Origin of the sequence: Paenarthrobacter sp. CM16 (assembly GCF_013179505.1) — a bacterium.
Classification (GTDB): domain Bacteria; phylum Actinomycetota; class Actinomycetes; order Actinomycetales; family Micrococcaceae; genus Arthrobacter.
The window spans coordinates 1-12,431 of record NZ_JABMCX010000142.1 but is presented as its reverse complement, the minus strand read 5'-3'; the positions used below and the strand labels follow the sequence as shown (position 1 = coordinate 12,431).

Below are 12,431 nucleotides of genomic sequence, written 5' to 3'. Positions count from 1 at the left end.
ACACAGGAAATGAGGATCAGGGTCAGGGTGACCAGGCCGAGGACCATCCTTACGGAGAATGGGTCCAGGACTATTGCTCCCTCTTGCAGCGCGACTGCAACCATGGTGCGGCCCGCTAACGCGCTAGGACCGCGGAGATCTCTGGTGACTGCTTCATGGTTCTCTGACCTCGCAAAACATCTGTTCCCCCAACAATGTTGTTCCGGCCTCGTGGCCGCAAAAGCACAGTCAAGCACGTTTTCCCCGGAGAAGGGGGACGACGGTGTTTCTAGCCCCGGAAAACTTTTTCTCAGTTTTCGCGTCACGATCTGGAGTTTGGCGACACTGTAACCGTAAGGAGTCCTGTGCCCAGAGTTTGAACGCAATGGAAAGTCCGGCCGAACCGACTGTAGGCATCCCAAAACTTCGACTATCCACATACGCCCAAAAAACCGTTGCCACCCACTCACCCCGGTGGTTCGATGGGACTCATGGCAACCGCAGATACCGCAGAGAGTTATGTCCTGGCTATCGGGACCAAGAAAGGCCTGTGGCTGGCAACCAGCCCGGACCGCCGAGCTTGGTCCCTCTCCGGTCCGCACTTCCTGATGAGCGAGATTCCCAGCATCGGGATAGACACGCGGGACGGCAAAACCCGGATCATGGTGGGAGTCCGATCCGAGCACTGGGGGCCCACTGTGGCCCACTCCGACGACCTTGGGACCACCTGGACCGAGCCGGAGCAAGGCGCCATCAAATTCCCGGAGGGCACGGACGCCGCTTTGGAGCGCGTCTGGCAGATCTACCCCGACGCCGACTCCCGCCCCGGGGTTGTCTGGGCCGGGTGCGAGCCAATTTCAGTGTGGAAATCCACCGACGGCGGCGAACACTTCGAGTTGAACCGTGGACTGTGGGACCACCCCCACCGCAGCGAGTGGGGTGCCGGCTATGGTGGCGCGGCGGCGCACTCGATTGTGGTTGATCCGTCCGGCGAGAAAGTCCACATCGCCATGAGCACCGGCGGCGTGTACAGATCGCTGGACGGCGGGACTTCCTGGGAAGCGCGGAACAAAGGGATCTCGGCTTATTTCATGCCCGATCCCAACCCCGAGTTCGGGCAATGCGTCCACAAGATCGCGGCGGACGCCGCCGTCGAGGGCCGTTTATACGCACAGAACCATCACGGCGTGTACCGCTCGGATGACAACGGGGAGAACTGGGAGTCGATTGCTGACGGGTTGCCTGCTGATTTCGGTTTCGTCATGCTGACGCACCCGCGGCGCGAAGGAACCGCGTGGGTGATTCCGTTGAAGGCCGATGGCGAACGCATCCCGCCGGACAGCAGGCTCAGCGTTCACCGCACCAATGACGCCGGCAACACCTGGACAGAGCTGCACACAGGCCTGCCGGACCACGAGTACAACGCCGTCCTGCGCGATGCCGCGTCCGTGGATGCGGCCGAGCCCGTCGGGGTGTATTTCGGAACCCGTGGGGGTGCCGTCTATGCCAGCGCCGACGAGGGCGGCACCTTCACTGAAGTGGCCTCGCACTTGCCGGACGTCCTGTGCGTAAGGGCCGCCGTCGTGGTGGACAACGCCGCAGGACTGGAAGTCCCACTCGCTGCGGCGGAAGCCACTGTGATTGCCGAAGCCGCAGTGATAGTGGAGGCAGCGGCCCAGGAGATTGACCCCACTCCGGGCGATCAATCCAGCGCCCCGGTACCTGGTTAGGCCCGTTGTGGCTGACTTTACGGTCCTGCTGCCTGGTGTCCTGCAGCCCCTCGTCGGCGGACAGTCCTATCTGACTGCGTCCGCCGACGGGGCTGTGACCGTAGGACAGTTACTGGATGCGGTGACCGGAGATTACCCGGTGCTGGCCAGGCGCTTGCGTGATGAAACCGGGTCCCTCCGCCGTTTCGTGAATATTTACGTGAACGGTGATGAGGTCCGGCGGCTGAAGGGGCTTGAAACGGAGGTTGCTGCCGGCCAGGAGGTCTTGATTGTCCAGTCCGTGGCCGGTGGCTGAGCGGGGTTTGGGGTCAAGCCGGTTCAGGCGACGCGCCAAACACTGCATTCGTCGGTATTGATGGCTTTCCTCATCCCTGAGGCGTGGTCCATGATCCACACGACGCCGATTCCGGGAGCGGTCTCCTGGACCAGTCCGCGGCGGATGACCACGTCATCGTAGGCGGGTCCTACGGACAGGCGGGCTTCGATCTCGTCTCCACGGTGGAGCTGGCTGATCGCGCGTATACGTGTTGTGTGAGTGGTGACTTCCTTCAGCATGGTGGCCTCCTGGGCTGGAGCTTGTGCCTGCACTTGCCGGCTATTCCAGTGTGGCGCGGCATTGTTGCCACGGTATTTCGGGCCGGTTAGGGTCCGGTTAGCATTCCGGGTTGGTTGCATTTCAGGCGACCCAGCCCTGCCTTCCGGGCGTGGCGGGGCCGCGGCTGTAGCCTGATCTCGGTTCTTGAGACTCACAGGAGCCACAGGCTCCGTCCCCGGGAGATTCAATGGGTGTTTTGCGGCGATCCATCGCGCTGTCCACAGGCTTGATGGTGTTTGCCACCGGCCTGTTTTTCGTTCAGGCACCTGCAACTGCGGTTCCGGTACCAGGCCCGGACAATCCGAATGTCCGGTTCATCGAAGGCACGCCGCGCTCGGACCACACCTTCGAATCGCCACCGGCGAACGACGCACCCAAGGGACAGGCCGACGTCGACTCCCTCCTCCGTGACGGTGCGGCAGCAACCGGCCCCGGCGGAGATATCCGTGTCCGGCTGGTGACGGCAAAGCTCGCCGACAATGCCAACACTGTCTCCATGGCAGACGCCGAAAGGACGGTGGCGGCCACCAGCAAGTACTGGCAGGCGATGACGGCCAACAAATTGTCCATGTCCGTGAACAGCAAGGTTGCCGGGCACCAGTCCAAGGCGAAGTCGAGCGACAGTTACAGCACCATCATCTCCACCATTACCAGCGAGCTGAAATGGTCCGCCAGCCCCTACACGGCCTTGGTGATCTTCGTTCCCACCACCACGTTGTCCGGGAACGCACTGGGCGCCGGCTACAGCAGCGGCAGTTACAGCGGCCGGGTCCTGATGCCGCAGATCAGCAACTTTTCCAACAACGTGATGAGCCACGAGTTCGGCCACGTGATCGGCATGATGCATGCTGATGCGCTGCAGTGCACCAGTGGAGCCTCCGATGTCGGAGTCAACAGCAACGGCCAATTCACGGATCCGTCCTGCTACATCCGCGAGTACGGCGATACTACGGACATCATGGGCGCCGCGCAGTGGAATTCGCCCGTGATCAGTTCCACCTTCTGGGACTACGGCGGACTGGGGCGGGGCGACGAAATCCGCGATACCGGTGTGGCCACAGGCGTCAAGAGCTACACGCTGAAGCCCTGGGGAGGAACCGAGGCGCAGCGAGCCATCAAGTTCACCGATCCCGTGAGCAAGGAGGTCTACTACCTTGAGCTCCGGCAGCCGGTAGGGGACTACGACAACTACCTCTCCGGCGGAAACAAGGGCGTCAAAATCGTCCAACGAGGCGGAGCCACCATCGCTTCCTCGCTGGTTCTCATGCCCAGTACCAAGCCGTTCAACGGGTGGTACAGCCAGAACCACGCCTGGCAGGCGGGCAGCACTTTCACCACCTACACGGGCACCAAGGTGACCATTAACTCGGTCAGTGCCACCTCCGCCACCGTCACCATCAATGCAGATCCCAAACTGAAGACACGGATGAGCTTTTCCGCCGGAGATTTCGATGGCGACAAGCTGGCCGATGTTCTTTCCCGTGAATCGGACGGTTCACTCCTCCTTTACGCCGGCCTGCCCGGAAACCGCCTTGAAGTCCCTGTGCGGATCGGCTCGGGCTGGGACATCTTCAACGCAGTGTTGGGTACTTCGGATTTCAACGACGACGGCTTCGCGGACATTGTGGCCCGCAGCAGTGACGGTGCGTTGTGGCTCTATCCGGGCAATGGCAAGGGCGGTTTCCTCCCGCGCAGCCAGGCGGGAGTTGGCTGGCAGGGCTTCACCCAATTGGTAGCTCCGGGTGACTTCAACGGCGACGGCCGGGCCGACCTCATTGCTGCCGGCGCCGACGGCCGCCTCTGGCTCTATCCCGGAAACGGCTCCGGCGGGTTCCTGGCCCAGCGTCAGATCGGCCAAGGCTGGGACGTGTTCACCAGTCTTTCCGCGGCGGGCACTTTCGGTGGCGGCACGGCAGGCCTCCTGGCCCGCTCGTCGGACGGCACCCTCTTTGCCTACCCCGGCGACGGTGCGGGAGGGCTCCTGCCGCGTACCGCCGTCGGAAGTGGTTGGAACCTGGCCGGCGACATCGTCGGTGGGCAGGAATTTACCGGTGACGGCAAAGCTGACGTCCTTGCCGTCGGCGCGCGGATGACCCTTTACCCGGGTGACGGGACAGGCTTCGCGGACCGCCTGGTGATCGGAAGCGGTTGGAACCAGTTCAGCCAGGTATGGGAGGCAGGCGACTTCGACGGCGATGCTGCCGCCGACATTCTGGCTCGCGGCGCCGACGGTATTTTGTGGCTCTATCCGGGCAGCGGTTCAGGTGGGTTCCTGCCGCGCGTGCAGGTGGGGACGGGCTGGAATATGTTCACCTCAGTCCTGAGCGTCGGCGATTTCGACGGCGACAGGCACCCGGATCTTGCGGCCAGGGCCTCCGATGGGACCTTGTGGCTGTACCCCACCGATGGGAAGGGGCAGTTCCTCGCCCGCAAGCAGATCGGCACGGGCTGGCAAGGGTTCACGCAGCTGCTGGCACCGGGTGACTTCTCCGGGGATGGCCGGTCCGACATTCTGGCGCGCGCCGGGGACGGAACCTTGTGGCTCTACCCGGGCAACGGTGCCGGCGGATTCCAGCCATGGAAGCAGATCGGTACGGGTTGGAATATCTTCAACGCCGTGATGCAGGGCAGTGATTTCAACGGTGACGGCCGGGAGGACGTCCTGGCCCGCGGGACAGACGGCGCCTTGTGGCTCTACCCGGGTAATGGCAACGGTGGATTCCTTGCCCGGCAGTACTTGGGCTCCGGCTGGAACATTTTCGGTTCCTTCGCCGCCCTCGGCAACGCTTTCACGGGGACAGGCGATCCGTCCCTTGTGGGCGTGGCCGGTGATGGAACACTGCTGCTCTATTCAGGCACGGGGACGGGGAAGTTCAAGCCAGTGGCCTTGGACCCGCGGTAGCCAGCCCCCGGAGATGTCCACAGCTGAGCCTTCCCACGGGTTCAAGACGAGCGAAAAGCCCGGAGTGTCTGGTGACACTCCGGGCTTCTCGCTGCTTCCCTGGTCTCAGCCCAGCGGGGCTGAGACCAGGGCTTACGCGTGCTGCGTTTGCTTGGGCAGGCCGAGCTCGGCGGTGGGAGTCTTGGCGGATTCGCGGGCGGTCATGGCAGAGACGGCTGCGATCACGCAGATCACGGCGGTGAAGATGGAAATCTGCACCCAGCCGCCGGGTTTGGTTCCGCCCAGTGCGGTCACGATTGCGGGGGCGAACCCTGCCATAAGGAAGCCGAGCTGGGTTCCGATGGCGAGGCCGGAGAAACGGACCTTGGTGCTGAACATTTCACCGTAGAAGGACGGCCAGACGGCGTTGGCTGCAGCGTAGCCGAAGGAGAAGAACACCACGGAGACCAGGAACATCAGCGGTACATTGCCGCCTTCGAGGGTCAGCAGGAAGACCGGGGTCATGATGGCGCTGGCGAAGGCGCCATAGATAAACACTGGCTTCCGGCCGATCTTGTCCGCGAGCATGCCGAACAGCGGCTGGGTTCCGAGGGCCACCACATTGGCCACAACCACCAGCCACAGGGTGATGGTGCTGCTGACGCCGGCAACATCCTGGGCGTATTTGATGGCCAACGTTCCAAAGACTGTGCTGACTGCGGCGATGAAGGCGCAGCAGACCACGCGGAGGACATCGCGCCAGTGCAGCTTGAGGAGATCGGCTACGGGGAGCTTGGAGATTTGGTTGTTTTTCTTGGCTTCAGCGAAGGCCGGGGGCTCGTGCAGGGTGCGGCGGATGAAGAAGGCCACCAGGACCACCACAGCGCTGAGCCAGAACGGGATGCGCCAGCCGATGCTGTATTTGATGTCGTCGGGCAGTGCCACTACGGGAATGAAGACCAGCGCGGCCAGGATCTGGCCTCCCTGGGTTCCAGTGAGGGTCCAGGACGTAAAGAAGGATCGACGGTTGTCCGGGGCGTGTTCCAGCGTCATGGAAGAGGCACCTGCTTGCTCGCCGGCGGCAGAAAGCCCTTGGCACAAGCGGGCAAGTACCAGCAGGACCGGCGCCCACCAGCCGATGGTCTTGAAGTCCGGGAGACAGCCGATCACAAAGGTGGCTGCGCCCATGAGGACCAGAGTGAACATCAGGACTTTTTGCCGGCCGATCCGGTCGCCGAAGTGTCCCAGGATCACTGCTCCCACGGGGCGGGCAACGTAGGCGAAGCCGAAGGTCGCGAACGACATGATGGCCGCATTGGCGTCGGCGGAGGGGAAGAAGACATGGGGGAAGATCAGGGCCGCGGCAGAGCCGAAGATGAAGAAGTCGTAGTACTCGACCGCGCTGCCCAGGAAGCTGGCAAGCGCTGCTTTCTTGGGGGTTCCGGCGGCGGTTTCAGTGCCTGGCGTCGCTGACGGCATTGTTTGGCTCATGGGTGGTTCCTTCTGTGACGACGATGTCGCGAATCTGGCTTCTAAGGGGAGACCCAAGCGAGGTGCGGCCGGTCGATCCCTTACAAGTAACCACATGGTGAGAGCTACTTGTGCAATACAGCAATAGTGGCTGTGAGTGGGGTCACTTGTCAAGAGAAGTCACCACCATCTAGAAATAGCTCTCACATTGTGAGAGCATCAAGTCATGAGTGTGAAAGAGGACACAAAGACCGACATGGTCGGCAAGGCCTTGAGCCTGTTGGTTTTACTGGGCAATGAACCGCGCGGGGCGAGCGCGGCAGATCTGGCGAGGAGTGCAAACCTTCCGTTCAGTACCACGTACAGGCTGCTGGGCTCCCTGACGCGAGACGGCTTTGTTGACTACGAGCCCGACGGACGGCGCTATCACCTGGGATTGCGTGTCTTCCAGCTCGGCCAGCGGGTCTCGAATCATCACGGCTTCGCGGCCACCGCATTGCCGGTCCTCCAGAGGGTCACGGAGAGCACGCATGAGGCCACCATCCTCTCCGTTCGGGATGGAAACCATCACCTCACCGTCAATAAGGTGGACGGCCCCAAGACCTTCCGGGTGACCAGCGATCCCGGTCATCTGGGTGCGCTGCACACGACGTCGGTGGGCAAGGCGATCGTGGCGTTCGAGGATGAGATTGAGAGGAAGCGACTCCTTGAGGAGCTCCCGCTGGAGCCGTTGACCGAGCGTTCCATCACGGATCGGGACGCGTTCAGGGCGGAAATTGAGCAGGTTCGCCGCCAGGGCTATGCCGTCATGGACGAAGAAAACGAAATCGGAATGCGCGCCGTCGCAGTCCCTGTCCTCAACTCCCAGGGGCACGCCTTTGCTTCAGTCGCCACGGCGGTGCCGGTGTTCCGTATGAGCATGGAAGAACTGATCGCACACGTCCCTACCCTGCAGGAAGCCGCGGCTGAGTTGTCGGCCCGCCTGCCCCAGCGCTAGCCCTCGTTGCGAGGCCCGCTTTGCGCCCCAAACTCACCCGCAGGCACGCAGAGCGGGCCCCGCAACGCACCCCCCTCGTTGCGAGGCCCGCTTTGCGCCCCAAACTCACCCGCAGGCACGCAGAGCGGGCCCCGCAACGCAACCCCCCTTCGTTGCGAGGCCCGCTTTGCACCCCAAACTCACCCGAAGGCACGCAGAGCGGGCCCCGCAACGCAGCACCACGCCAACTATCCATCGCCAAGATGTTCGCGATAAGAACAAGCGTGCGGAATATGAACACTTGTAGTAACCTCAATAACACCCGGTCAGGCGGCGCCCTCCAAAAGTGCCAAATGCCCGCGGTGCTGAAGTCAAAGGAGCTTTAGGATGAGCAACCGAGCCGAGTCCGTTCTGGTGGGCCTCATAGGCGAGGGCGTCATGCCCTCGCTCACGCCGCCCATGCATGAGCGCGAAGCCGATGTGCAGGGCCTTCGCTTGCTGTACCGCCCCATCGACCTGCTGGAACTCGCGTTACCGGCCACCGCCGTCGGGGATCTCCTGACCGCCGCCCGGCGCATGGGCTACAACGGCCTCAACATCACGCATCCGTGCAAGCAGTTGGTGCTTGAGCACCTTGATGAAATTTCCGACGACGCCCGTCGCCTGGGTGCCGTCAACACAGTCCTGATCCAGGACGCCCGGCTGATCGGCCACAACACAGACTTCTCCGGTTTCGGCTCGGCGCTCGCTGAGGGGCTCCCGAACGCCACACTGGATCGCGTGGTCCAGCTTGGTGCGGGAGGTGCCGGCTCCGCGGTCGCCTACGCCCTCCTCACCGCCGGCGTCAGTACGCTGGACCTTGTAGACATGGATCCGGCCCGCGCAGCAGAACGCGCTGCCGAACTGGGTGCTCTCTTCCCGGACGCCACGGTCACGCCCCGGAGTACTGCAGAGCTCGGCGGGATCATGCCCCTCGCTGACGGATTGGTGCACTGCACCCCGATCGGCATGGCCGCCCACCCTGGTCTGCCTTTGGACATCGAACTGCTGGAACCGCGCCACTGGGTGGCGGACATCGTCTACCGGCCCATCGAAACGCAGCTGGTTCGCCAGGCGCGCGCCAAGGGCTGTGACGTCCTCGACGGCGGCCGGATGGCGGTCGGTCAGGCGGCCGACGCTTTCCAACTCATCACCGGCCGCAAAGCCGACCGGGAGCGGATGCGGGCCCACTTCCTGGAGCTGATCGCGGCGGAAGACGCAGCCGCCCCGCAGCTTGCGAAGGCGGGTCACTGATGCGCACCGGAATCGCTACGGTCTGCTTGTCAGGGACGTTGAAAGAGAAAATGCAGGCCTGCGCCATTGCGGGGTTCGACGGCATCGAGATCTTCGAACAGGACCTGGTCACCTCGCCGCTCAGCCCTGAGGAAGTCCGCAAAATGGCCGCGGATCTTGGCTTGGGCCTCGATCTCTACCAGCCGTTCCGCGACTTCGACGGCGTCACTCCGGACCTGCTGAAGGCCAACCTCAAGCGGGCAGAGGCCAAGTTCAACCTGATGGAACGCCTTGGCATGGACACCATCCTGGTCTGCTCCAACGTTGCCACGGCAACCATCGACGATGATGACCTCCGGGCTGAACAGCTGGCCGAACTCGCCGGGCTGGCGGGGGATCACGGCGTCAAGGTTGCCTACGAAGCACTGGCTTGGGGCAAATACGTCAACGACTACGAGCATGCGTACCGCCTGGTGGAGATGGTGGACCACCCCAACCTGGGCACCTGCCTGGACTCGTTCCACATCCTGTCCCGCGATTGGGACACCGCACCGATCGAGGACATCAACGCGGAGAAGATCTTCTTCGTCCAGGTAGCGGATGCCCCCAAGCTCTCCATGGACGTGCTCTCCTGGAGCCGGCACTACCGGGTTTTCCCCGGGGAGGGCCAGTTTGAGCTCGCCAAGTTCATGGGCCATGTGGTCCGCGCAGGCTACACGGGCCCGGTCTCGCTCGAAGTGTTCAACGACGTCTTCCGCCAGTCGGACACCGATCGCACGGCCGTGGACGCCATGCGCTCCCTGATCTGGCTTGAGGAGCAGAGTGCCGCATGGCTCGCAAGCACCTCCGCGGAAGGGGGGACCGACGCAAAAGCCGGGCTCCGCCGTCGTTATCCCATGGAACTTGCCACGCTGCCCAAAGTGGACGAGCCCGCCGGCTTCAACTTCGCCGAGGTCAAAGCTGACGACACCGCACAGCTGGAGAAGCTCCTGGGCCAACTCGGGTTCGCGTTCGAGGGGCGGCACCGCACCAAGGACGTCCAGCTCTGGACCATGGGCCAGGCCCGCCTGATCATCAACGAGCAAGCGGCATCCCACGCGGAACCGGCTATCGCCGCTTTGGGGTTCGACGTCGACTCCCCAGTGATTGCCTCCGCTCGCGCCCAGCAGCTCAAGGCGCCCGTGGTGGCCCGCAAGGTCCAGGCCAATGAGGAAGTCTTCCAAGGCATCTCCGCTCCGGACTCCACGGAGATCTTCCTGTGCCAGGGAAGCCCGGACGGCACTGCGGCCTGGACGCACGAATTCGGTGAGGGGTTGGACCGGTCCACGGCAACGCAGAACGCCGTGATCGACCACGTGAACCTCGCCCAACCGTGGCAGCACTTTGACGAAGCTGTCCTGTTCTACACCAGCGCCCTTGCCCTGGAACCGCAGCCCTTCGCTGAAGTCCCAAGCCCCAGCGGCCTGGTCCGCTCGCAGGTCATGGAGACCGGCAACGGGTCAGTCCGCCTGGTGCTGAACCTGGCGCCGGCGCAACAAGCCCAGGAAACATCCCGCAAAACGTACCAGGAACACATCGCCTTCGCCGTGGACGATCTCGTGGCCACCGCCCGGTCCGCCCATCAAAGAGGCCTTGAGTTCCTGCAGATTCCGGCCAACTACTACGAGGACCTGGACGCCCGGTTCGATCTCGAACCCGGATTCCTGGCCACCCTCAAGGAGCTCAACCTCCTGTATGACCGGGACGCCAACGGCGAATTCCTCCACTTCTACACCGCCACCGTGGGCAGTGTGTTCTTCGAAATGGTGGAACGCCGGGGCAACTACGACGGCTACGGGGCGCCCAACGCTCCGGTGCGCCACGCCGTCCAATACGACTCGCTCCACCGCGTTTAAGACGCCGCCCCGCAAGCCAACAGAAACCATCAACCGAAAGGAGCCGGCCGTGCCACACGAACAGACAGCACAGGCGCTCGAATCCGAGGAACTCGTGCCGCCCGCAGAGCCGCACGCCGCCCACCAAGCCAAAAAGGTGGAAACCCAGGCGGATCTCAGTGCTGAGATCAAAGGCATCGGGGACCGCTACGCCGAGGCACTGAAGAACGGCAAAGGCCCGGAGACCATGCCGCGGCTGGACTACGCTCCTTACCGCAGCAGCATTCTTCGCCACCCCACCAAGAGCCTGCACCACGCCGACCCGGAAACCATTGAGCTCTACTCGCCGACGTTCGGACACCAGGACGTACACGCGCTGGAGTCGGACCTGACCATCCAGCACAACGGCGAACCGCAGGGTGAACGCATCATCGTCGCGGGCCGGGTCCTCGATGGAGACGGCCGCCCGGTGGCCGGCCAGCTGGTGGAAATCTGGCAGGCGAACGCATCAGGCCGCTACATCCACAAGCGCGACCAGCACCCCGCACCGCTGGACCCGAACTTCACCGGCGTCGGGCGTTGCATCACCGGCGACGACGGCTCCTACAGCTTCACCACCATCAAACCCGGCGCCTACCCGTGGAAGAACCACCTGAACGCCTGGCGTCCGGCGCACATCCACTTCTCCATGTTCGGCTCGGAGTTCACGCAGCGGATCGTCACCCAGATGTACTTCCCGGGCGACCAGCTGTTCCCGCTGGACCCCATCTACCAGTCGATCGTGGACCAGGACGCCCGCGACCGTCTCGTGGCACAGTATGACCACGAGCTCACCAGCCCCGAATGGGCTCTCGGCTACAAGTGGGACATCATCCTGACCGGTTCCAAGCGGACCTGGACAGAAAACGAAGCATACGGCGACGCCGGGGACGAGGAGTAAGCGCATGAGCAAGCTGGCACCCACACCGGGCCAGACCGTAGGCCCCTTCTACGGCTACGCCCTCCCCTTCAACAAGGACAACGAACTCCTGGCACCCGGAAGCCCCGGCAGCATCCGCCTCCAGGGCACTGTTTACGACGGCTCCGGCACCGCCATTCCGGACGCCATCCTGGAAATTTGGCAGCCTGACTCCGAGGGCAACATCGTCCAGCGCACCGGCTCCCTGGTCCGCGACGGCTACACCTTCACCGGATGGGGCCGCGGCTCCGTTGGCAACTCGGGCGTGTACACGTTCACCACCGTCAACCCGGGTCCCACGGCTCCGGGGGCGGCAGCATTCATCTCCGTTGCCGTCTTCGCCCGCGGCCTCATGAACCGCCTCTTCACCCGTGTATACCTCCCGGAAAATGAGGAAGCGCTGGCCAACGATCCCCTGCTGAGTTCACTGGATCCCGAGCGACGCAAGACGCTCATTGCCCGCCGCGACCCTGACGGCGGCCTCACCTGGGACATCCGTCTTCAGGGCGGCGACGAGACCGTGTTCCTGGACTTCCAGCAGGACGGCTCGCTGGACATCAATACGGAAAACCAGGCATGACCAACGGCGACTTCGGCCTCCTCAGCCCCGTCTCGGCGTCGCCCGCTGTGGCCGCGCTGACCGGTGATCGTGCCGTGATCGCGGCAATCCTCGACGTCGAAGCCTCCTGGGCTGCT

The 12,431-nt window shown here is 63.6% G+C and carries 10 protein-coding genes; 8 read left to right on the top strand and 2 right to left on the bottom strand.

The window, feature by feature from the left end; translation table 11 throughout:
* Positions 1-461 precede the first annotated feature (461 nt).
* Entirely contained in the window at positions 462-1,709 is a 1,248-nt protein-coding gene (locus tag HP499_RS13605) for an exo-alpha-sialidase (protein ID WP_253951574.1), read from the top strand.
* A 7-nt stretch (positions 1,710-1,716) separates the two neighbouring features.
* Positions 1,717-2,004 carry a MoaD/ThiS family protein gene (locus HP499_RS13600; RefSeq protein WP_172324575.1) on the top strand — a complete coding sequence of 96 codons (288 nt, stop codon included), beginning with the start codon at positions 1,717-1,719 and terminating at the stop codon, positions 2,002-2,004.
* Positions 2,005-2,027: 23 nt separating this feature from the next.
* Here HP499_RS13600 and HP499_RS13595 read toward each other — a convergent pair whose 3' ends face one another.
* A complete protein-coding gene (locus HP499_RS13595) occupies positions 2,028-2,264 on the bottom strand; it encodes a hypothetical protein (RefSeq protein WP_172324574.1) in 237 nt (78 codons plus the stop codon).
* Positions 2,265-2,491: 227 nt separating this feature from the next.
* Here HP499_RS13595 and HP499_RS13590 point away from each other — a divergent pair, with 227 nt between their 5' ends.
* A complete protein-coding gene (locus tag HP499_RS13590; RefSeq protein ID WP_172324573.1) occupies positions 2,492-5,206 on the top strand; it encodes an FG-GAP-like repeat-containing protein in 2,715 nt (904 codons plus the stop codon).
* Positions 5,207-5,338: 132 nt separating this feature from the next.
* Here the strand turns inward: HP499_RS13590 and HP499_RS13585 are convergent, their stop codons facing one another.
* Positions 5,339-6,676 (bottom strand): MFS transporter, encoded by a 1,338-nt coding sequence (locus HP499_RS13585; RefSeq protein WP_172324572.1) that lies wholly within the window; start codon positions 6,674-6,676, stop codon positions 5,339-5,341.
* 205 nt (positions 6,677-6,881) lie between these two features.
* Here HP499_RS13585 and HP499_RS13580 point away from each other — a divergent pair, with 205 nt between their 5' ends.
* From HP499_RS13580 to pcaG, 5 genes are all read left to right on the top strand, one after another.
* Positions 6,882-7,652, top strand: a complete 771-nt coding sequence (locus tag HP499_RS13580) for an IclR family transcriptional regulator (RefSeq protein WP_172324571.1) — start codon at positions 6,882-6,884, stop codon at positions 7,650-7,652.
* Between the two features lie 366 nt (positions 7,653-8,018).
* Complete coding sequence (locus tag HP499_RS13575; protein ID WP_172324570.1) at positions 8,019-8,924, top strand: shikimate dehydrogenase; 906 nt, start codon at positions 8,019-8,021, stop codon at positions 8,922-8,924.
* Positions 8,924-10,798 carry a bifunctional sugar phosphate isomerase/epimerase/4-hydroxyphenylpyruvate dioxygenase family protein gene (locus HP499_RS13570; protein ID WP_172324569.1) on the top strand — a complete coding sequence of 625 codons (1,875 nt, stop codon included), beginning with the start codon at positions 8,924-8,926 and terminating at the stop codon, positions 10,796-10,798. The genes HP499_RS13575 and HP499_RS13570 overlap by 1 nt, the downstream gene beginning before the upstream one ends.
* A gap of 49 nt (positions 10,799-10,847) precedes the next feature.
* Positions 10,848-11,717: a protocatechuate 3,4-dioxygenase subunit beta gene (pcaH, locus tag HP499_RS13565; RefSeq protein WP_172324568.1), complete on the top strand. Its 870-nt coding sequence runs from the start codon at positions 10,848-10,850 to the stop codon at positions 11,715-11,717.
* 4 nt (positions 11,718-11,721) lie between these two features.
* Positions 11,722-12,315, top strand: coding sequence for a protocatechuate 3,4-dioxygenase subunit alpha (gene pcaG / locus HP499_RS13560; protein WP_172324567.1), 594 nt, complete (start codon positions 11,722-11,724; stop codon positions 12,313-12,315).
* Positions 12,316-12,431: the final 116 nt, after the last annotated feature.

Coding starts and splice junctions, on each gene's coding strand:
- HP499_RS13585 (WP_172324572.1), bottom strand. CDS start 6,676: ATGAGCCAAACAATGCCGTCAGCGACGCCAGGCACTGAAACCGCCGCC.
- pcaG (WP_172324567.1), top strand. CDS start 11,722: ATGAGCAAGCTGGCACCCACACCGGGCCAGACCGTAGGCCCCTTCTAC.
- HP499_RS13590 (WP_172324573.1), top strand. CDS start 2,492: ATGGGTGTTTTGCGGCGATCCATCGCGCTGTCCACAGGCTTGATGGTG.
- HP499_RS13575 (WP_172324570.1), top strand. CDS start 8,019: ATGAGCAACCGAGCCGAGTCCGTTCTGGTGGGCCTCATAGGCGAGGGC.
- HP499_RS13580 (WP_172324571.1), top strand. CDS start 6,882: ATGAGTGTGAAAGAGGACACAAAGACCGACATGGTCGGCAAGGCCTTG.
- HP499_RS13605 (WP_253951574.1), top strand. CDS start 462: ATGGGACTCATGGCAACCGCAGATACCGCAGAGAGTTATGTCCTGGCT.
- HP499_RS13595 (WP_172324574.1), bottom strand. CDS start 2,264: ATGCTGAAGGAAGTCACCACTCACACAACACGTATACGCGCGATCAGC.
- HP499_RS13570 (WP_172324569.1), top strand. CDS start 8,924: ATGCGCACCGGAATCGCTACGGTCTGCTTGTCAGGGACGTTGAAAGAG.